The sequence below is a fragment of the Sphingomonas rosea genome, assembly GCF_039538065.1.
Classification (GTDB): domain Bacteria; phylum Pseudomonadota; class Alphaproteobacteria; order Sphingomonadales; family Sphingomonadaceae; genus Sphingomicrobium; species Sphingomicrobium rosea.
The window spans coordinates 1514381-1534831 of sequence record NZ_BAABBR010000001.1; the positions used below are offsets into that span (position 1 = coordinate 1514381).

The window sequence follows — 20451 nt, forward strand, 5'->3', positions numbered from 1 at the left end:
GCTTTCCTCGGTTTCGAACACCGACCGGCTCGCGCGGTGTGTTGCGAGATTTGGCGCTGCGTCGCGGCGGCCACCGAGGGGAAGTCAATGTCGAAGATCAGCCATGGCCAAGCGGTCGTTCTCGCACTCGTTCTGAACCGCTTCGTCGACCAGTTCGACTTTGCGAAATTGTCCGATGGCCAACGCCGCGATGCCATGGCCGAGCTGTCGGCGCTGACCCCGCTAATTGCTGCACCGCACTCCGGCCTCGCGCAGGCGCTCGCCAAGCTCGAGCGTCGACTCGCCACCGCACCGCGGCGCGCACAAGCCTTGGCGACCAACGGCCGTGAAGCGAAGCGCCTGAAGCGGATCCTGCGCTGGCTGGTGCCGCTGGCGATGGCGGGCGCGACTGCCGGGACGATGGGCGCGACGCCCGCCTTCGCCTATACCGTCCCGGCGGTGGGCGGCACGGTGTTCAATCCGGTCACGCGGCTGAACGAGACGGTGGTCGAAGTCGTCGGTAACTACGCCGTTCGGACGGGCGCCAACAACATCATCTTCCTGCCCGACGCAGTGGGTGACACCTATACCGTCACCACCACCTCGAGCACGGGCGTGGTCACGAGTAAGACCTACAAGGTCACCGCCGTCACCAAGACGACCTACGGGACGGGCAACACCGCCGTCAGCTATGTCACCGGGGTCACGGTCGAAGACGCGGACAAGGTCAGTACCACCATTCCGACCGTGTCGGCGGTGACCTACACCATTCCCTCGGCCGGCGGCGGCGTGGGCACGGGTACGGTCACGCCCACCTTCCCGGTCCCGACCGGCAACGAGCAATTCCAGGACATCCGCGTTGGCGCGAGCGGCGGCGATGGCCGCGACGGCGGCGGCATTAACCTGTGCGTTCCCTTTACCGATATCTGCGCCTTCGTGGGCGTGCCTCCGACCCGCGGCGGGGCGGGCGCCAACGGCCCGACCTTCACCGCGACGATCCCGGCGGACTATTCGGGCGGGCTAATCAGCAGCACCGCCAACGACCTTGCGGGGATCAAGGTCGCGAGCATCGGCGGCAATGGCGGCACCGGCGGCGATTCCTACTCGCTCGGCGGCTATGATGGGCAGGCCGGCGGCGCGGCCGGCGTCGGCGGCAACGTCACCGCCAACAATTACGTCACCGTCTCGACCAGCGGCGACCGAAGCCACGGCATGTGGGTCTTCTCGCAGGCGGGCGCGGGCGGGCAGGGCGGCGACGGCATCCTGCTCGTCAACGGCGGGCTCGGCGGCGGTTCCGCTTCGGGCGGGTCGGCCACCGGCAACAATTATGGCTCGCTGACCACGCAGGGCGACGGCGCGGTCGGCCTTCTCGTGCAGAGCCTCGGCGGCGCGGGCGGCTCGGGCGGATCGAGCTACGGCATCGTCGGCACGGCGGGTTCGGGCAGCATCGGCGGCAATGGCGGGAACGTCACTGCCTACAACGCCGGCACCATCCTGACCGGCGGCAAGCTCGCTTATGGCGTCCAGGCCCAGTCGGTGGGCGGCAATGGCGGTAGCAGCGGCAACAGCGGCGCGATCGTCGCCTTCGGCGGCACCGCCGGCGGTGCGGGCACCGGCGGCAATTCGTCGATCAGCCTTGCCGGCACCAGCAGCATTACGACCACCGGCGCCAATGCGCACGGGGTCTTCGCGCAAAGTATCGGCGGCGGCGGCGGCTCGACCGGCTGGACGGGCGGCGCGGTCAGCTTCGGCGGATCGGCGGGCTCGGGCGGGACCGGCGGCACCGCCAGCATCAGCGCGGCCGCGGGTTCGCGCATCGAGACGTTCGGCGTCGGCGCATACGGCATGTTCGCCGAGTCGGTCGGCGGCAACGGCGGCACGGCCGAAGGCACCGGCGGCGTCTTCACGATGGGCGGCAGCGGGGGCTCAGGGAACACCGGCGGCGCGGTGTCGATCTCCAACAACGGCAGCGTCATCACGCACGAGGCCGATGCCCGCGGGATCTTCGCCCAGTCGGTCGGCGGCGGCGGCGGCAATGCCAATGCCTCGGGCGGTCTCGTCTCGCTCGGCGGCAGCGGCGGCTCGGGCGCGACTGGCGGCGCGGTCACCGTGAGCCTTGGCGGCAGCAGCGTCGTGCGCACGTCGGGAGCCGGCGCCGATGGTGCCTTCGCGCAGTCGATCGGCGGCGGCGGCGGCACCGGCGCGACCTCGAGTGGCCTCGTGGCCCTCGGCGGCAAGGGGTCGGTCGGCGGAGAGGGCGGCACGGTATCGCTTACCAACGCGGGCGCGATCACCACCGGCGGCGCAACCTCGCGCGGCTTGTTCGCCCAGTCGGTCGGCGGCGGTGGCGGGAGCGGCGGTGACAGCTACGGCCTCGCCGCCATCGGTGGCAGCGGCGACATCGCAAGCAAGGGCGGCAACGTCACCATCGGCAACAGCGGGACGATCTCGACCACCGGCAACAAGTCGACCGCGATGCAGGCGCAGTCGATCGGCGGCGGCGGTGGTGACGGCGGATCGAGCGGCGGCGCGCTGCTCGTCATCGGCGGCAAGGGCGCGGGCGGCGGCGCGGGCGGCCTCGTCACGACCAACCTTTCGGGCAGCCTCCAGACCGGCGGCAACGATTCGCACGGCCTATTCGCGCAAAGCGTTGGCGGGGGCGGCGGCAATGGCGGCTCGGCAAGTTCGGGGAGCCTGTTCGCGGGGCTTGCGCTCGGCGGCGATGGCGCAGCCGGCGGGGCGGGCGGCAACGTCATCTCGACCTTCTCGCAGCGCAGCGTCACGGTCGCTGGCAGTTCATTGCTGGTCGATCCGCTGATCATCACGGCCGGCGATCGCTCGCGCGGTGTGTTCCTGCAATCGGTCGGCGGCGGCGGCGGCAGCGGCGGCATGGCGGTGCAGGTCTCGGCCGGCCTGTTCGGCGCGGCGAGCTTCGCCATCGGTGGCTCGGCGGCGAGCGGCAGCACCGGCGGTCTCGTCCAGTCGCGCGGCGACGTCTCGATCCGCACGACTGGCAATTTCTCCGAAGGCTATTTTGCGCAGAGCGTGGGTGGCGGCGGCGGCAACGGCGGCGCGGCGGTCAGCGTCGCGGCGTCGGTCGGCGAGGGCGTCAGCGCGGCGCTGTCGGTCGGGATCGGCGGCAAGGGCGGCGGGGGCGGCGCGGGCGGTACCGTCGACGCGCAGAGCGGCGGCACCATCACCACCACCGGCCAATATTCGACCGGCTTCGTCGCGCAGAGCGTTGGCGGCGGCGGCGGCAAGGGCGGCTTCTCGGTCAGCGTCGCCGGCGCCGCGAGCGACGGGATCGCCATCACGGGCGCGCTCGGGATCGGTGGCACGGGCGGTAGCGGCGGCACCGGCGGTACCGTCACCGGAATCTTCAACGGCGACATCTCGACCGGCGGCCTTGCAGGCCTTGGAAGCGATTCGGCGGGCGCCCTGATCCAGTCGGTCGGTGGCGGCGGCGGCGTTGGCGGCTTCAACGTTAGCGCGACGGTCTCGCTCGCCGGCGGCACGGCACTCGGCGCCTCGGTCGGGCTCGGCGGCGCGGGCGGCTCGGGCGGCGTCGGCGGCACCGTGACCGGAACGGTCGGCGGCAATGTTCAGACCAGCGGCGCGCGCTCCACGGGCGTCCTTGTTCAGTCGGTCGGTGGCGGCGGCGGCAGCGGCGGCTTCAACGTCACCGGCAACATCGGCTTCGGCGGTGCGGTCGCGGGCGGCGTGTCGGTCGGCATCGGCGGCACCGGCGGCGGCGCGGGCGCGGGCGGCAAGGTCACCGGCACCGTCAACGGCACGGTGGTCACGGCGGGCAAGCAATCGGACGGCGTGGTCATCCAGTCGGTCGGCGGCGGCGGCGGCAGCGGCGGCTTCAACGTCAGCGGCAACATGAATTTCGGCGGCACGGCCGGCGTGTCGATCGGGGTCGGCCTCGGCGGTAGCGGCGGCGGCGCGGGCGCGGGCGGCAAGGTCACCGGCACCGTCAACGACGCGGTCTATACAACCGGCGAGCAGTCGCGCGGCGTGATCGTCCAGTCGGTCGGCGGCGGCGGCGGCGCGGGCGCGTTCAACGTCACCGGCGGGCTTGCGGCCGGCGGCACCTTCGGCGGCTCGCTCGGCGTGGGCCTTGGCGGAACCGGGGGCGATGGCGGCGGCGCCAATGAGGTTATCGCCTCGGCCAGGTCGGTAAGCACCACCGGCAAGGATTCGGCGGGCTTCATCGCCCAGTCGATCGGCGGCGGCGGCGGCACCGGCGGCTTCAATGTCACAGGCACGATGGGCTTCGGCGGCACCGCTGGCGGCACCATCGGGGTCGGCCTCGGCGGTAGCGGCGGCGGCGGCGGCTCGGCGATGAAGGTCACCGCGGGCCTCACCGGCGCGGCGACCACCGGTAACGACCGCTCGGGCGCGATCCTGGCGCAATCGGTTGGCGGCGGCGGCGGCTCGGGGGCATTTAACGTCACCGGCGGGATCACCTTCGGCGGTACCGGCTCGGGCACGCTTAACATCGGGCTCGGCGGCAGCGGCGGCACGGCCGGCAATGGCGGCGAGGTCAAGCTCGACGTCGTCGGCTATGCCTCGACCAATGGCGTGCAATCGGACGGCATCGTCGCGCAGTCGATCGGCGGCGGCGGCGGCAATGGCGGCTTCAACATCTCGGGCGGCATCGCGGCCGGCGGGACCGGGGCCGGCCAGATCGGCGTCGGCATCGGTGGTCGCGGCGGCGGCGGCGGAAGCGCCGAGCTCGTCACGCTCAACGTCAATCACGGCGTCACCACCAGCGACCCGCTGCGGATCGCCGCAGTCACCCGCAAGGACCTGAGCGCGGGCATCATCGCCCAGTCGCTCGGCGGCGGTGGCGGCAACGGCGGCTTCAACGTCACCGGCGGCGCGAGCTTCGCCGGGACCGGCGCGGGCGGCGTCAATGTCGGGATCGGCGGCTCGGGCGGCACCGGCGGTCATGCCGGAAGCGTCGTCGCGGACGTCAGCGGCTATACCGCGACCAGCGGCAAGCAGAGCGTCGGCGTGCTTGCGCAGTCGATCGGCGGCGGTGGCGGCAACGGCGGGTTCAACGTCGCGGGCGGGCTGACCATCGGCGGCACCGGCTCGGGCATGATCAACGTCGGCATCGGCGGCTCGGGCGGGACCGGAAGCTACGCCGGCGACGCGACCCTGCGCATCAACAACCAGATTGCGAACCCGACCACCACCCTCGTGGCGGCGGTCACCGGGGGCGACGAGTCGGACGGCGTGGTCGTCCAGTCGATCGGCGGGGGCGGCGGCAATGGCGGCTTCAACGTCACCGGCAGCCTCAACATCGGCGGCACCGGGACGGGCGCGGCCAACATCGGCATCGGCGGCATGGGCGGCTCGGGCGCGCTCGCGGGCAAGGCCAGCGCCGACATTACCGGCGGGATCGCCACGGCGGGCAAGTCCTCCACCGGCCTCCTCGTGCAATCGATCGGTGGCGGCGGCGGCAACGGCGGGTTCAACGTCTCGGCGACCCTCTCCATCGCCAAGAATGCCGGCGCGATCGGCGTCGGCGTGGGCGGCTTCGGCGGCGACGCGGGCAATGGCGGTGAAGCGACATTGCTCCTCAATCAGCGCACCAGCGACAGCGCCAACACGCTGGCGGCGGTCACCACCGCGAAGGACGATTCGGCGGGCATCATCGTCCAGTCGCTCGGCGGCGGCGGCGGCAATGGCGGGTTCAACGTCACGGCCGGCGTGAGCCTCGCCAAGGGCGCGGCGGGGAACATCGGCGTCGGTGTCGGCGGCTTCGGCGGCGACGGCGGCGACGCCGGGATCGCGCGCGCCAGCATCCGCGGCGACCTCGTCACGGCGGGCAAGGATTCGAGCGCTTTGCTCGTCCAGTCGATGGGCGGCGGCGGCGGCAATGGCGGCTTCAACGTGACTGGCGGCCTGTCGGCCTCGAAGGGCGCCAACGGCAATCTCGGGATCGGGATCGGCGGCTTCGGCGGCGACGGCGGCGACGGCAAGGCGGTCTTCGCGACGATCGAGAGCGACATCCAGACCGGCGGCGCGAACAGCAACGGCGCAACCATCCAGTCGCTCGGCGGCGGCGGCGGCAACGGCGGCTTCAACGTCACCGGCGGGGTCAGCATCGGCCTCGGTCAATCGGCAAACGGCAATCTCGGGATTGGCGTCGGCGGCTTCGCGGGCGGTGGCGGCGGCTCGGGCGAGGTCGAGGCGACGCTCACCGGCAACACGCAGACGAGCGGCGTCGGAAGCTACGGCGTCTTGGTCCAGTCGGCCGGCGGCGGCGGCGGCAACGGCGGCTTCAACGTCACCGGCAATTTCTCGGTCACCAAGGGTGCCAGTGGCAACATCGGGATCGGTGTCGGCGGCTTCGGCGGCGACGGCGGCGACGGCAACAAGGTCACCGCGAGCTACACGGGCAACATCGTCACGCGGGCCGACAAGAGCTTCGGCGCGACCTTCCAGTCCCTGGGCGGCGGCGGCGGCAACGGCGCCTTCAACGTCACGGCCGGACTCAACATCGGCCTCGGCTCGAAGGCCACCGGCAACCTCGGGGTCGGCATTGGCGGCTTCGGTGGCGGCGGCGGCGATGCCAAGGCGGTGATCGGCGAACTCATCGGCAACGTCACCACGTCAGGGCTCGAATCGCACGGCATCCTGATGCAGTCGGTCGGCGGCGGCGGTGGCAACGGCAGCATGAACGTCACCGGCGGAATTGCGGTCAGCAAGGGCCTGACGGGCAGCATCGGCTTCGGGCTGGGCGGCTTCGGCGGCGACGGCGGCAATGCCGGCACCGTCGACGGGAAGGCCTATGGCGATGTCTCGACGCGCGGCGTCGGCAGCTATGGCGCGCTGTTCCAGAGCCTCGGAGGCGCGGGCGGCAACGGCGCGCTCAACGTCACCGGCGGGATCACCGTCACCAAGGGCGATTCGACCTCGGGCGGTGTCTCGATCGGGATCGGCGGCTTCGGCGGCGGCGGCGGCGATGCCACGACGGTCACCGCCGACGTGCGTGGTTCCTATGATACCGATGGCGCCCGTTCGAACGGCGTGGTCGCGCAGTCGGTGGGCGGCGGCGGCGGCAATGGCGGCGTCAACGTCTCGGGTACCATCAACGTTTCGACCCAGGGCACGGCGGCGGGCTTCGCCTTCGGCCTCGGCGGCTTCGGCGGCGACGGCGGCAAGAGCGGGGACGTCACGCTGACACGCGTCGGCCAGACGGTCACCCGCCAGAGCAGTTCGAACGGCGTGGTCGCCCAGTCGGTCGGCGGCGGCGGCGGTCTCGGCGCGCTCAACGTGTCGGCGGGCATCAGTGCGACCAATACCGGCGACGCGGGCTCGGTCGTGCTCGGCATCGGCGGCTTCGGCGGCGGCGGCGGCAAGGCCGGCAACGTCACCGCGACGATCGTCGACAGCGTCTTTGCCACCGGCAGCGATGCCGCGACGAGCTTCTATCCCGACGACTTCACCTTTGCCGACGGCAAGGTGATCGAGGTCGGCGCCAAGACCCATCTCCTGCATGGCTCGCACGGCATCCTCGTTCAGTCGCAGGGCGGCGGGGGCGGCGCTGGCGGCATGGACGTCGCGGGCGCGATCTCGTTTGCCAAGGCGGACAAGGATTCGACCGCGAGCGCGCTGGTCTTCGGGCTGGGCGGATTCGGCGGCTCGGGCGGGGACGCGGGCATCGTCGATGCGACCATCGGCGCCGTCTCGGGTCCGCGAATCCAGGTCCAGGGTACCGGTGACGTCAAGTCGGCGGTCTATGTCGGCTCGGTCGGCGGCGGCGGCGGCGACGGCGCGATGAACGTCTCGGCCTCGATCACCTCCGACGGGTCGGTCACGGCCGGGATCGGCGGCGCGGGCGGCGGCGGCGGCAAGGGCGCCGACGTCACGGCCAAGGTCAGCGCCGACCTTTTTGCCAGCGGCTACAAGGCGACCGGCCTCACGGTCCAGTCGGTCGGCGGCGGCGGCGGCAATGGCGGGTTCAATTTCTCGGGCGGGTTCAAGCCGCTTGAGGGCACCGAGCCGGTCATTGTCTTCGGCATGGGTGGCGACGGCGGCGTCGGCAATTCGTCGGGCAATGTGGTGGCCGAGCAGGACGGCAACGTCATCGTCGAGGGCTACAGCTCGCGCGGCGTGCTGGTTCAGTCGATTGCCGGCGGCGGCGGTGACGGCGGCATGGACTTCGTCGCCAACGTCAATCGCTCGAACGGCGACAGCAAGCTCGACGGTTTCGCGGCGGGCATCGGCATCGGCGGCACCGGCGGCAAGGGCGGGATCGCCGGCAGCGCAAGCCTGCGCAGCACCGGCAACATCCTCGTCAATACGGTGGTCACCACCAATGCCGACGGCTCGACGAGCCTCAAGGCGAGCAGCCAGGAGGGCTTCTCGCCGGGCGTCACCGTGCAGTCGATCGGCGGCGGCGGCGGCTCGGGCGGGTTCAACCTCGTCGGCGTCTACACGTCGAACGGCAATCCGCTCTCGGTCGCGGTCGGCGGGAGCGGCGGGGTCGGCGGCGACGCCGGCATCGTCAGCGTCATCCGCGGCAAGCTCGAGGACGGCAGCGTCTCGCGCTCGCTGATCAACACCTTCGGCGCCGGCTCGGCCGGGCTCGTCGCGCAGTCGATCGGCGGCGGCGGCGGCAGCGCGGCGACCAACCTCGCCTTCGCGACCGGCTCGACCAAGGCCAATGCGACCGGCTTCGGCGGACAGATCGTGGTCGGCGGCGACGGCGCCTCGTCGGGCAACGGCAAGGCCGTCTCGGTCGAGCATTTCGGCACCATCCAGACCGACGGCTACGGCAGCGAGGGCATCCTCGCCCAGTCGATCGGCAAGGGCGGCGGCAATGCCGCGGTCAACGTCGGCTTCACCAAGCTCGGCGAGAAGACCGCCTCGCTCAAATTCTGGACCGACGAGGGCAAGTCGACCAAGAAGTCGAACATCACCGGTTTCTCGATCGCCATCGGCGGCGCGGCCGGTGACGCGGGCTCGGCCGATGACGTGACGGTCGTCCATGACGGCACCATCCTCACGCACCAGGCCGCCTCGAGCGGCCTCGTCGCCCAGTCCTTCGCGGGCGGCGGCGGCAACGTCGCGATGAACCTCGGGCTGCTCACCGGCACCGACAACAACCTCAAGGCCTCGATCGGCCGCGAGGGCGGCAAGGGCGGCACCGCCGGCGACGTCGACGTCACCGCGCGCGGCCTCATCGTCACCAGCGGCGACCATTCGAACGGCATCGTTGCCCAGTCGACCGGCGGGGCCGGCGGCATGAGCGGCACGACCTCGATCGAGGGGCAAGCCTCGGGCGGCTCGGGCAAGGACCGGACCGCGAGTGGCTTCGGCCTGTCGGTCGGGCTCGAGGGCGGCGCGGGCGGCCACAGCGGCACCGTGACGGTCGCCAACAGCGCCGACATCCAGACCGACGGCGAAAGCGCGCGCGGGATCATCGCGCAGTCGATCGGCGGCGACGGCGGCATCGCCGGCTCGGCTCGCGTGCTCACCACCGACCAGAAGGACAGCATCGCGGTAGCGATCGGCGGCGGGGGCGGCGACAGCGCCGTGTCGGCCAAGGTTACCGTCGGCAACAGCGGCCTCATCGTCACCAAGGGCGCGTCGAGCGACGGCATCCTTGCGCAGTCGATCGGTGGCAGCGGCGGTGTCGGCGGCTCTGCCTCGACCATCAAGAAGGCCGCGGACAATCTCGAGAAGAAGACCGCGACCACGATCGGCGTGGCGGTCGGCGGCAGCGGCGGATCGGGCTCGATCGCGGCCGACGTCGCGGTCACCAACGACGGCATCATCTCGACGATCGGGCAGAAGTCCTACGGCATCCGCGCCCAGTCGATCGGCGGCGGCGGCGGTGTCGGCGGCGCAGTCTACAACGTCGAGCAGCAGAAGGCGCAGACGGTCAACACGTTCAACGTGCTGGTGGGCGGCGGCGGCGGCGACGGCAATCTCGCCGGCCGGGTAGACGTCATCAACCGCGGGTTGATCATGACCACAGGCGAGGGTGCCTCGGGCATCAGCGCCAATTCGATCGGCGGCGGCGGCGGCGATGCCGGCTCGGTGTCGAACCTGACCGTCCTGTCGACGCAGAACGACGGCGATTCGAATGCGATCCAGGTGGCGATCGGCGGCGGTGGCGGCTCGGGCAGCAAGGGCGGCACGGTCAAGGTCGTCAACGCGGCGGTCGCGGGCCAGGCCAATTCGGGCACGATCTTCACCACTGGCAAGGACGCGCATGGCATCTTCGCCCAGTCGCTCGGCGGTGGCGGCGGCAACGGTTCGTCGATCGCTTCGATCGCCAAGAGCTCGGGCAACAAGGACAGCATATCGCTCGGCATCAACATCGGCGGCGCTGGCGGTGACGGCAACGTCGGCGGCGAGGTGATCGTCGAGAACAGCGGCAGCATCCAGACCGAGGGCGAGGGGAGCTACGGCATCCTTGCGCAGTCGATCGGCGGAAGCGGCGGCAACGGCGGGCTGGTCCTGTCCACCAACATCCTCCTCAAGGCCAAGGATAAGTCGCCGCTCATCTCGATCGGCGGCATCGGCGGCGCCGGCAATGACGGCGGCCATGTCTCGGTCATCAACAGCGGCCGGATCTTCACCAAGGGCAAGAATGCCGACGGCATCGTCGCGCAGTCGATCGGCGGCGGCGGCGGCAATGCCGGGATGGGCGTCGCGCTCACCGGCGACGTCAAGACGCTGGTCGCCTCAAACCTGATGGCGCTTGCGGTCGGCGCGCTCGGCGGCGGCAGTGCAGGGGTCGGCGGGCAGGTCGACGTCGTCCACTCTGGCGACATCACCGTCACCGGCGCGGGCTCCCAGGCGATCGTCGCGGAGAGCATCAACGGCGGCGGTGGCCACGCCAACTTCGACCTGAGCGGCATCGCCATGCCGTCGCTGTCGAGCGCGCTGCCCGACGTCGCGATCCCGACGCCCGATCTCGGCGAGCTCGACGGCATCCCCAACCTCGTCAAGGGCGAGCCCACCAATCGCCCGGTCGATCCGGTGATCGTCGCGGCGCGGGTCGGCGCGAACGAGGCGACCTCGATGGCGGCGGGTAACGTCAACGTCAGCATCTCGGGCACCATGGGTGCGGGCGGCGACTTTGGCAGCGGCACCACCATCCGTTCGATTGGCGGCGGTGGCGGCACCGTCACCTTGAGCGGCCTCATCGTGAAGCCGACCGTTCCTACCACCACGGCGGGCATCGGCGCCGCGGCGACCGGAACCGTCAGCGCGCAGGCGACCTATGTCGTCGGCCTCGGCGCCAAGAACAGCAGCGACAGCGGCGGCGCGGCCATCGTCTCGAGCCATAATGGCGAGATCGTCACCACCGGCAAGGGCTCGACCGGTGTCGTCCTCCAGTCGATCGGCGGCGGCGGCGGCCAGGCGCTGGTCAATCTCGCCGTCGAGGACCTGTCGGTCATCGAAAGCGTCCGGCTCGGCCTCGGCGCGGTCGGGACGTCGAACTCGGACGGCGGCGCGGTATCGCGGACTCAGGCGGGGGCGGTGTTCACCACCAACCAATATGCCCATGGCGCGGTGATCCAGTCGATCGGCGGCGGCGGCGGCACCGCCATCGCCTCGGTCCATGCCGTTCCGGCCGCCGGCGCTGCGGGCGTCCGCACCACGCAGGGCTGGACCGAAGCGGCGCTTCCGCAGGCGTCGTCGGCCACCGCTCCGGCGGTCGTGTCGCTCGGCGCCACGGGCGGCAGCGGCAATGACGGCGGCGCGGTCAGCGTCTCCTTCACCGGCGGCTTCTCGACCGAAGGCGCGCGCGCCAACGGCCTGATCGTCCAGTCGATCGGCGGGGGCGGGGGCGAGGTCGTCCTCGACGGCCTGACCGCGCGTTCGATCATCCTCGGCGGCCAAGCCGGAGCGAGCGGCTCGGGAGGCGACGTGACGGTCGCCAACAACGGCGTCGTGGTCACCCGCGGCACCGGCGCCAACGGCATCGTGCTGCAGTCGATCGGCGGCGGCGGCGGGGCACTGTTCGGCAGCGGCCCGCAGTTGAGCCTCACCTTGTCGAACGCCAACAGCGGCAATGCGGGCGCGGTCCGCCTGACCCAGACCGGCGACATCGCCGTCCTTGGCGGTGGCAACAGCTACGGCATCCTCGCGCAGAGCATCGGCGGCGGCGGCGGCCTCGTCGATGGCCTCTTCGCAGGGACGGCCGGCGGGGTCGGCCGGGGCGGGCTCATCGATCTCAAAATCGACGGGCAGGTCTTCACGCCCGGCACCGGTTCGACCGCGGTCGCGGCGCAGAGCCTGGGCTCGCTCGGTGGCGGCAACATCACCATCACCGCCAATGGCGCCGTTCGCGGCGGCAGCGGCACCGGCACCGGGGCGGGCGTCCTCCTCGACGGCGGCAAGGACAATCTCCTCACCAGCAACCAGTCGCTCTCGGCGGTCTCGGGTCTCGCGGCGCGCGGCACCAGCGGAAACGATACCGTCGTCAACAATGGGCTCGCGGTCGGCAACTTCAGCCTTGGCGGCGGGACCAACGCGCTCCTCAACACGTTCGGGGCGACGCTCGTCACCATCGATAGCATCGACCTGCGCGACGGGCCCGGCAGCGATGGCACCTTCACCAATGCCGGAACCCTGCTCCTCGGCCAGTCGGCGAGCCGCTATCCGCTCGATCTCGCGGCCGGCGACCGCTTCGTGCCGCTGCGCACGAACGATCCCACGACCGACGTGCTGCTCGGCACCAACGTCATCAGCAAGGTGGCGCTCGACGGCAATCTCCTCCTCACTGCGTCGAGCAAGTCGTTCTGGGACGTCGCCTTCGGGCCTTATGCGTCCGACCAGATCAACGTCACGGGCAATGCGGCGGTGAACGGGACGGCCGACATCACCCTGACCTGGCTCCAGAACAACAAGCCGGTGGCCCTGGTCACGACCGGCGGCACCGCCGCCGACAACGGGCTCAAGGTCAAGGACACGCTGGCGATGGATTACCGGGTCCAGACCACAGGCAATGCGATCAACCTCGCCTTCACGAGCAACTTCGGGCAGCAGTTCCTGACCGCGAACGAGCGCGCGCTGGGCCGCTCGCTCGACTCCGCGCTCAACGCGGGCGACTCCCCGACCATCGGTCGTCTGCTCGCGCTGCTCGGCAACCTCGAAAACGGGCAGGAGTCGACCTACAAGGCGATCTTTGCCGAGCTCGACCCGTCGATGTTCGCCGCGCCGCAGCTCCTCCAGTTCGACAGCGCGCGCCGGTTCGGTGCGGGCGTGCTCGGCTGCCGCGAGGCAGTCGACACGGGCAAGTCGTGCGTGTGGGGCGAAGTCGACGGCACGCGCTACCGGCGCGGCACCGAGCGCGGCGAATATCGCTTCGACCAGGATGCGGGCGCACGCCTCCGGATGGGCTACCAGCATGGCCTCGGCAATGGCTGGACCGCAGGCATCTCGCTCGGCTTCGACGATAGCGGCAGGTTCAACTATGCCGGTGATCGCGCCGAAGGCTCGGCCGAGGGCTTCCACCTCGGCGTCGCGGCGTCGCGGCGGTTCGGCAAGAACGACGCCGCCCTCGCCAGCGTGGCGCTGAGCGGGGGGATCCAGACGGTCGACCTCACCCGCCGGCAGTCGATCTTCGTCAGCCGCACGGGCGTCAGCCACTACAAGACCGATTATCTCGGCGGCACGGCGCGCCTGTCCTACACCTTCGACATGGGGACGCTGTTTGCGCGGCCCGAACTTGAAGCCTCGATGTTCCGCCTCGGCCAGCAGCGCTTCGCCGAGCAGGGCCTCGAAGGGCTCGGGATCACCGGTCTCAAGCACCACGAGTGGATCGGCACGGCCTCGCCGCTCCTCAGCGTCGGCGCGCATTTGTCGCCGACGATCACCCTGTCGCTCAAGGGCGGTGGCGTGTTCCACAACGAGGGCGCAATCACCGCCCCGCTGCGGCTGGTCGGAGAGAATGCGGGCGCCGATCCGGCGATGATCCGCAGCCTGTTCGACAAGAGCAGCTGGATGGGCGGCGCCGAGCTTCGGGTCACCGGATCGGGCGCCACTTCGCTCGACTTCGGCTACCGGATCGAAGCGGGCAAGTCGGTGCAGAGCCAGGAGGGCCGGCTGACCTTCCGCGCCCGCTTCTGACGGGGTAGGTTGCGCGTGGGGCAAGCCAAACGACTTGGCCCGCTCGTCCTGGGGGGAGGGTCCGGACTGCTGACCTCGTGTCGCATTCCGAGCCGTCCGCTTTCGGCCAGTTGCGGATGCTCGGGGAACAATATGGTGGGCTGGCGAGCCAGCCCACCATATCACTCAAATCTCAGTCGCTTCGGAAAGCGCCAAAGCGTCTTCGACTTCTACGCCAAGGTATCGAACCGTCGTCTCGATCTTGGTATGCCCGAGCAAGATCTGCACTGCGCGCAGGTTACCTGTCTGCTTGTAGATCAGGGCTGCCTTCGTTCGCCGGAGTGAATGAGTGCCGTAGTCCTCTCGACGAAGTCCAATCGCCGTCACCCACTCGTCGACCAGACGAGCGTATTGCCGAGTGCTCATATGTGAAAGCCGGTCAACACGGCTGGGAAAGACATACTCGTCGAGCGAGCCACCGCGCCGCTCAAGCCACTGGAGCAGGCTCGTGCGAGCGGGCTCCAGAAGTTCGAACTGCACCGGACGGCCGGTCTTCTGCTGGACGATTATTGCTCGCTGGCGGATGCGGGCTCCGCTTACCAGCTCATCGATCTTGATCTTAACGAGGTCGCATCCGCGAAGCTTGCTGTCGATCGCTAGGTCGAAGAGGGCGCGATCGCGAAGGCGGTGTTCCTGCTCCAGGAAAAAGCGCACGGCCCAGACCTGCTTGGGTAGAAGCGGGCGCTTCGCACCGAGCTTTCGGCCAACATTCCACGCGGGACGGTCTTCCTGACCGGGATCGTAGATTGCATGTCCCATGCTTCATCTCCTCAGGCCAACAGCGGCCGAGGAGAAAACGAACTAAGAGGCTGTGCATGGTGCGAAGTGGGATGGCGGGCTCTAGGCGCTCGAAGGCAGACAGCAGACATTCGCCAGTGAGAAGTACGACGCCATGGATGATCAGCGACGGCTTACCTTTGAAGAGATACCTCGCTCAGGCCTCAACTGACTTGTAGACTATGCGTAAGAGGAAACTGGTCATGAGAAAGCATACGGGCAAGACACCCTCCGAGGTTCGAATCGCACTTCGTCTGCCAACCGACACGTTAGCTCTCATCGACCAGGCCGCAGCAGCGCTGGGCAAGTCACGCTCCGAGTTTATTCTCGATAGCGTGCGACCCCGGTCGATCGACGCAGTTCTCGACCAACGCGTGTTCGAGCTTGATGAAGTGCAGACAGCTCACTTCCTAGATGTCATGACGACCCCCCCGAAAGCTAACCAGGCACTCAAAGCTCTGATGCACAAGCGGCCTATTTGGGATTGAGTATTGGCTTTGCCCTCGGATGCGCCGCAGCTGGTGGATAGCGGAACGGCGGCTTCCGTGTCCAGGGAGGCGCATAGCCGACATTCGCCGGAGCAAGAGGCTGCTGCTCACCGAAGCCACTGGGCAGACCCCTGAGGCATACGCCCGTCCAGCGTTGAGATGGCTTGCATCAGCTCGTCGTACCTGACCACCTGACGCAGGAGATGTGATCTTCGCCCCGTGAGTAATAGTGACACTTGTTGGCATTGCGGCAGCCGTCATGCGGCTCAGCCAAAAAGGCGGGGTTGGCGATAAGGTCGCGGCAGATGCCCAAATGAGCGTTAGTGGGAAGGGCGGCGGCATTGGCGCTAGCCCGTCCCGAGACGATGAATGACCGCTTCGGATGCCGAACTGCGACTGCAACGCTCTCAAGGTGCCGCGCGAGAAGGATCTCGGGTCTGGCCGGATATATGAGGCGCTTGTCGATGTTATAGAAGCCGGAGGAAAGGTCGATGAAGTCGAACGGCAGTCCGCAGAGAAGATCCTGCGCACGCTCGGCGCCCTCCTCATCGAACGCGCTGTGGCCGGTGCGCAGCGATATCCGCAGGGAACTTTCAATGCCCTGAGATCGCAACCAGTCAGCCAAGCTAGCTAGCTCGTCACGCACGTATGCCGCGTGCGGATTGAGCCGATCATCGACTAACAAGCTAAGCAGATAGCCGTGAGCGGCATGTATCTGAACATGGCGGAAGCCATGTCCGATCGCCAAGGTTCCACCTGTGCGGAACGCCTCCGTGAGACGGGCAAGGTCGGCACGACTATGCTGGTGGACCAAAGATCGGGCCTGATCGAGAACCTGGTCTCCATTGGTGGTCAGGAACTTGCGGGCTCCCTGATATCCCTTCCAGGCGGTCGCGAGCTGCACGCCGGGATTCGAACCGGCATCCGAGATGGCAGCGGCCACGCGCCCCCAGACTGGACTGCTGCCGATAGTTGGCGTGGATCGATTGCTACCATACCCGCCGGGCACAACGACGTTGCCGACGATGGCGCAGTACAGGTTGGACGAACTTCGCTCCCGGTAGAAATCGACGTAGCGGCAATCGGGGTCGCCTTCCGTGACGAAGCCGGTGTTCACTCCCAGGAAGAAGACCCGCCTATCGCTCAAGCCCGCCATAGCGATCATCATTCTGGGCCATTTTGGTGAGGATGTCCTGCTCAAGGTCCCCACCAAGAATGGTCGAAATCCGGAAAAGATAGATGGCAGCGTCGGCCACTTCCTCGCGTAGATGGGCAGCCACCTCGTCCAGCCTAGGGCCGTGATAGCGCGGATTGGTAAAACTCAGCCCCACCTTCTTCAGCTGATTGGCGAACTCGCCGATCTCGCCAACTAAGCCAACCAGTTCCCGCGACAGCTGATCATGGCGCTCAGCGTCGGATGAAAAGGTTACGCTGAAGCCTCGACGCTCGTCGGCGGCAATCTGGCGTCTCACGATGGAAGAAAAGTCCACTAGCCATTCCTCCGCACGAAATTCAGAAGCAACGACCCGACCGCGATGATGGCTGCGGCCACGAGACTGGTCGCGACACCAGTCAGACCCTCGATCAGCTTGTTTTGCACCAGAAAGATCGCCAGCGAGTTGATAATGATGGCGATCACGAGACCAATGTTGGTCCATTGCTGATTGATCTCAAGGCGCCGGATCACGGATCGGGTTGCCTTTGGCAGCAGCGCCAGGCTTTCCTGTTTCTCGGACTGCACGCGTGGATCATCGGTGACCTGCGCATGGGTTTTCTGCAGATGTGTCTTGATTGGCCAAATGCCCATCTGAAAGCCGTGCTGCCCAGCATAGAGCCGGGTTGCTGCGCCGCTAAGTCGGCAGAATTCGGCTTTAGCGATAGGCTCTCCTTGCGGCAGCTCAATATATTTGTCGCTGATGTTCTGGGTGACAATCCCAAGATTGCCGCTGAACCCGGGGTCAGCATAGGTTGCAACCGCGCTTAGACCTACACTGAATAGGGAACCCTTACTAACAACTTTCACCGATACGTTGGACGGTGTCTCGAGCTCTTCAGCAGTAATTAGCACAACTCGGTGCCCTGGCTTAATCAACGCGTGCTGACCGGGCTGAAGCTCAATGCGCGCACCATCTTCCGTAAGATCATAATAAACGTCGCCAAGGCGGAGCTCGTAGCACGCACCATTCAAGCGATTTAGGTCAGCGTTTCTGACCAATCGCCCCGCTACGATCTCAGCTTCGATGTCATTGTCGTTCAGAACTGCCATGTTGCCCCTCGAATTTCAGCGGCAACCTCGTTCGCCGCGCAAACCCCGTCGCCTCTGCGTGTTGCTGGTGGCGCCGTTTGCAATGCTACGTCAGGCGAGATTGCACCGAATAGACACGAGCTTGTGACCTTGTTCGCTCACCGGTGGCAAGTGCCGAAGGCGAAGCTGCAGCCGTAAGATCGACTGCGGACACAGCAGTGCTACCGCAATGCGGATCGCACTGCTCGAGACTAGGGTGTGAAGACACTTGCGCTCGAAAAATCTGCATCGACACTTACCGCCGAGCTGGACGAAATTCGGCATTCTTATGAGAGCCGAAGCAGTTGCCGCTTAAGCACAGGGCTGTAGGTTCTCGATCTTCCCCGCCGCCGCCGAGGTGCAACTAAGGCTAAACTTCTTGTCGCCAACCTCTGCTGACCATAACGATCACGGTTAAGGCGGCGAGTGCTAGATGAGGCGGGCAGTATGACGGTGCCGGGTAAGGAAAAGGCTGTTGCGTATCCGACTAAGGCCTTCTTCGTGCGCATGATCACCCGCGACATCAGTCTCGAGGACTGCATTTTGGACTTGATCGACAACAGCGTCGACGGCGCCTGGAGCCAGGAAGGCAGTCGGCCAATGGGGTTGGCCGACGGCGCCGATCTGTCCAGCTACAGGATCGAGATCGAGGCGGGACCGGAAGCATTCGTCATCAGGGACAACTGCGGTGGCATGACGCTGGACGCCGCCGCCGATCACGCCTTCAGCTTCGGTCGCAGCTCGCTCTCAGAGCACGACGAGTACAGCATCGGGGTCTATGGCATCGGCATGAAGCGCGCCGTGTTCAAGTTGGGCTCGGAAATTCGGGTGCGCAGCACCTTCACCAGTGAGGACGGCAACCGAATGTCGTTCGCGGTCCCGATCAACGTCATCGACTGGCTCGGGAGCGACGCCCCGCCGTGGGACTTCGATATCGTGGACGACGATCCGCTCGATGCCGACGGAGTCGAGATCGTCGTGAGGTCGTTAACTCAAGGCTCGTCCACCTCCTTCTCCAGCCCGGCTTTCCTGCAGAACCTGAAGCGTACGATCGCACGGGACTATTCCTTCCATCTACTGCGGGGTCTCCGCATCTTTCTCAATGGCGAACCCGTTACGGGGTGGGCCATCGAACTGCGGCAAAGCGACGAGTTCGTACCGGTCCGCATGGAATACGAGGACGAAGTGGAGGGCCAGCCGGTCTCGATCGAGATCATCGGCGGCATGGCCGCGCCACCGCCAGAGAGCATCGATCCGGACGAGAGTGAGGAAGGCGACCGTCGCTACGGATGGTACGTCGTCTGCAACGGCCGCATTGTACTGGCCGCCGACAAGTCGCAAATCACGGGCTGGGGAACCGAGGGGTGGCCTCAGTGGCATTACCAGTACGCTGGCTTTATCGGTATTATCTTCTTCACTGCCGCCAAGGCGTCTGCCCTCCCGCTCACCACCACAAAGAGGAGCGTAGACACTTCGTCGGAGGTGTACCGCCGCGCTCGACCCAGGATGCGCGAAGTATCCAAGTCCTGGATCTCGTATACGAACCAGCGCAAGCAGGCCCTCGAAGAAGCCAGGCGAAAAGAGAACGCCGCGGTCGCCGTTCCGCTCGCCGCGGTCGCCTCCCGCAGCGCTGTCACTCTCCCGACGCTTGTTCCAAAGCCGGTCGAGAAGCCGGCCAACATCAATTACTCGGTACCGGTAACCCGCATGAAGAAGATGGCCAAAGCGCTCGGCAGCATCAACATGCCGTATCGTGAGGTCGGGCTGAAGACGTTCGACTACGCCTACGACGACCTCGTTGGAGACGATTGATGGCGTCCTTCGATGTGGTCAATTATAGTCTGCGCCCGAGCAAAAGCATCCAGCGGCAGCTCGTCTTCGAAGGTGTGAAGAAGCTCCAGGCGCAGCTAGATCTCGACCGCTTGGTGTACGTCGGGTTCGGCTCGATCTGGTTCACCGACTTCGTTCTCGCGCACAAGCTGCTGGGCGTCGACGACATGGTTTCAATTGAAAGCAACGAAGTCGGCTATCGGCGCGCCGTCTTCAACTCGCCTTATGCGACTGTTCGTGTCCGGCACGGTTTCTCGTCGGCGGTCCTGCCGTCCCTCTACGAGGACGAAATCGTCCGTGGGCGACCTTGGCTGGTGTGGCTGGACTACGATAAGGAGTTCAACGCCGACCTGAAGGAGGACGTCGTCGCCCTGGTCGAGAACGCACCGACCAACAGCATCCTTCTCGTGACCTTCAATGGAAACGAGATGAAGTACGACAAGGCTCCCGAACGCCCCGAGCATCTTAAGCGGCTCTTCGGCTCCGTGGTCCCGGACGACCTGCCGACCAGGGCATGCAAAGACGATCGGATGCAGGAAACGCTAGCCGACTTCTCGCTTCAGATGATGCAGTCTGTCGCCGCGGATCTCGCCAGGCCTGGCGGCTTCGTGCCCGCATTCCGTCTTATTTATCGCGATGTCGCTCCGATGGTCACCGTGGGAGGCGTCCTTCCGGCAAGAGGGGCGGCCCGGATCGCTTCCGAGGTCGTCCGGGCTGCCGATTGGCCTTGCCGGCCCCAAAAACCCATCGTGGCGCCGCATCTCACGGTGCGGGAGGCGGCTTCGCTTCAGAGCAGATTGCCTTGTGTCGGCCGCCTGGAGCGTGCGGACGTGCAGGCACTCGGCTTCGACTTGGAAGACGACCAGCTAGAAGCTTTTCAGGCCTACTACCGGCATTACCCGGCCTATGCACAGATTGTGGCATGAGGCGACCGAAGCTCAC

General features: G+C 67.5%; 8 protein-coding genes. 4 read left to right on the plus strand and 4 right to left on the minus strand.

The window, feature by feature from the left end; genetic code table 11:
• Positions 1 to 87: 87 nt before the first annotated feature.
• Positions 88 to 14091: an autotransporter outer membrane beta-barrel domain-containing protein gene (locus tag ABD693_RS07590; RefSeq protein ID WP_344696422.1), complete on the plus strand. Its 14004-nt coding sequence runs from the start codon at positions 88 to 90 to the stop codon at positions 14089 to 14091.
• Positions 14092 to 14256: 165 nt separating this feature from the next.
• Here ABD693_RS07590 and ABD693_RS07595 read toward each other — a convergent pair whose 3' ends face one another.
• Positions 14257 to 14889, minus strand: coding sequence for a tyrosine-type recombinase/integrase (locus ABD693_RS07595; RefSeq protein WP_344696424.1), 633 nt, complete (start codon positions 14887 to 14889; stop codon positions 14257 to 14259).
• Between the two features lie 221 nt (positions 14890 to 15110).
• Between ABD693_RS07595 and ABD693_RS07600 the strand changes: the two genes are divergently transcribed.
• On the plus strand, positions 15111 to 15395 hold the full coding sequence (locus ABD693_RS07600; RefSeq protein WP_344696425.1) for a type II toxin-antitoxin system TacA family antitoxin: 285 nt from the start codon (positions 15111 to 15113) through the stop codon (positions 15393 to 15395).
• Between the two features lie 169 nt (positions 15396 to 15564).
• On the opposite strand, the gene ABD693_RS07605 is transcribed toward ABD693_RS07600, so the two are convergent.
• From ABD693_RS07605 to ABD693_RS07615, 3 genes are read right to left on the minus strand one after another with little or no spacing between them, the layout of a single operon-like run.
• Positions 15565 to 16560 carry a beta/alpha barrel domain-containing protein gene (locus ABD693_RS07605; RefSeq protein ID WP_344696426.1) on the minus strand — a complete coding sequence of 332 codons (996 nt, stop codon included), beginning with the start codon at positions 16558 to 16560 and terminating at the stop codon, positions 15565 to 15567.
• Positions 16532 to 16885 (minus strand): hypothetical protein, encoded by a 354-nt coding sequence (locus ABD693_RS07610; RefSeq protein WP_344696427.1) that lies wholly within the window; start codon positions 16883 to 16885, stop codon positions 16532 to 16534. Before ABD693_RS07610 ends, ABD693_RS07605 begins: the two co-directional genes overlap by 29 nt.
• Positions 16885 to 17661, minus strand: a complete 777-nt coding sequence (locus ABD693_RS07615) for a dCTP deaminase domain-containing protein (RefSeq protein ID WP_344696428.1) — start codon at positions 17659 to 17661, stop codon at positions 16885 to 16887. The genes ABD693_RS07610 and ABD693_RS07615 overlap by 1 nt, the downstream gene beginning before the upstream one ends.
• Positions 17662 to 18186: 525 nt before the next feature.
• On the opposite strand from ABD693_RS07615, the gene ABD693_RS07620 reads away from it, so the two are divergent.
• The gene (locus ABD693_RS07620) at positions 18187 to 19491 is read left to right on the plus strand and encodes an ATP-binding protein (RefSeq protein WP_344696429.1); all 1305 of its coding nucleotides are present in this window, start codon (positions 18187 to 18189) and stop codon (positions 19489 to 19491) included.
• Entirely contained in the window at positions 19491 to 20435 is a 945-nt protein-coding gene (locus ABD693_RS07625; protein WP_344696430.1) for an O-methyltransferase, read from the plus strand. The genes ABD693_RS07620 and ABD693_RS07625 overlap by 1 nt, the downstream gene beginning before the upstream one ends.
• Positions 20436 to 20451: the final 16 nt, after the last annotated feature.